At 35.8% G+C, this 1,646-nt stretch carries 1 protein-coding gene; it reads left to right on the forward strand.

All coding sequences use genetic code 11. The features are described from left to right. Positions 1-224 precede the first annotated feature (224 nt). Entirely contained in the window at positions 225-1,151 is a 927-nt protein-coding gene (locus HMPREF0693_RS17575; RefSeq protein ID WP_004246997.1) for a helix-turn-helix domain-containing protein, read from the forward strand. The last annotated feature ends 495 nt before the right edge of the window (positions 1,152-1,646 follow it).

Consider the following 1,646-nt stretch of genomic DNA (forward strand, 5'->3'; position numbering starts at 1 on the left):
GATTAGTTTTTTTACCTGCATTGGAAAGTGCTTGGTAGCCAGTAACCGTATCTGGTGTTAATTTTCCTAACTCACCAATACGCCCCATTAATTGTTTTCGATATTCATTCCAATTAAGCATGATATTAACCTTATTGAGTTAACTGAATTATTGGTTGACATTATGGGATGAAAAAAAAGATGATGACATCATCAAACGAATCAATTTTTAGTGAATTAGTCTCATGGATACGTTGAGCCAACTCTTATACCTTTCTCAAGGGCAATTGCAATTAGATGTGTTTTGTCAAATGAAAGGACATTTTTCCTTACCGCATGTTTCATCTGTTGAACATGAAACTATTTTTCACTTAGTTCTATCAGGGCAGTGTTATGTTCAGATTGAAAAATCAGCCCCTATAGTTTTATCCGAAGGCACTTTTTTAATGTTAAACAGAAGGCAATCACATACCCTTTGGAGTGGAGAACGAGATATAGAACCTCTCCCTTTTTTGCATAAAAATAATGGCTTCTTACCTGTTAAGTACACAAAATCTGAAGATCAGACTCAACATGTTGATTTGCTTTGCGGGCGAATGACTTATGCTAAAGGAAGCGGGTTACTATTATTAAATGGGTTTCCTGATATGGTAGTGGCAAATTTGGTGGAAATGCCAGGGCTAACAGTATTGAATTTATTTAGCCAGTTGCTTCGAGAGGAAGCCATTAATGCAAATCAAGGGGCGGCTGCGATATTAAATGGGCTTGCTCAGACTTTATTCGCTTTTGCATTACGTGTTTATGGGCAAAAACCAGATATAAACTCAAGTTGGTTAGCATTATTAGCTGAACCTCGGTTAAGTCGTGTATTTAATTCTATGTTAAATGAACCACAAAAAGGGTGGACACTTGATTCTTTAGCTAATGTCGCTTCAATGTCACGAGCGACTTTTGTGCGTCAATTTAAAGCAACGGCGAATACGACACCTGGCGAAGTTCTACAATCCATTCGTATGCTAAAAGCACTTTCATTATTACAACAAAATAAATATACATTATCAGATATCGCAGAAAGAGTCGGATACCAATCTGAAGCTGCATTTAGTAAAGCATTTAAAAGTGTATTTAATTGCAGACCAGGGCAGTGGAAGAAGCAACAGAGTAAAGTGTAAAAATTTGCACAGAGTAAAGAAGAATTATTACTTTCTTTTGAAGTCACTTCGGTGACTTTTTTGTTATCTAAAGTAAAAACGAAATTATATTTGCGCTTAAATTAATCGCTGAGTAAGGGAATTGAGAAGCAGAAGAAGTTCACTATTACTTAAGTGACGGGAATGCTGTTCGAGTTATCATTCCCGATTTGAGTAAAAAAAAGCCGACGCGCTAGGAGTCATGTCGGCATAAATCTTCGGGAAAAGTGTTAATAACGAGAGCGATCATTAACTATAAAGCAATGTATCAATATCGGAGAAAAAAAAGGACACATTTACGAATAATAATCATTATCATTTAATTGTCAATTATATGAGGTCACTACAGTGACCTTTTTCTTGTCTAAATATGATATATATCAATAAAAGGTGTGTGTTATGTCAAAAGAGATAAGCGAATTACAGTTTAGTCTTCACTATGCCTCAGAAACAGACAGTGAAAAGAATACCTCCGCC

This window comes from Proteus mirabilis ATCC 29906 (assembly GCF_000160755.1).
GTDB classification, from domain to species: domain Bacteria; phylum Pseudomonadota; class Gammaproteobacteria; order Enterobacterales; family Enterobacteriaceae; genus Proteus; species Proteus mirabilis.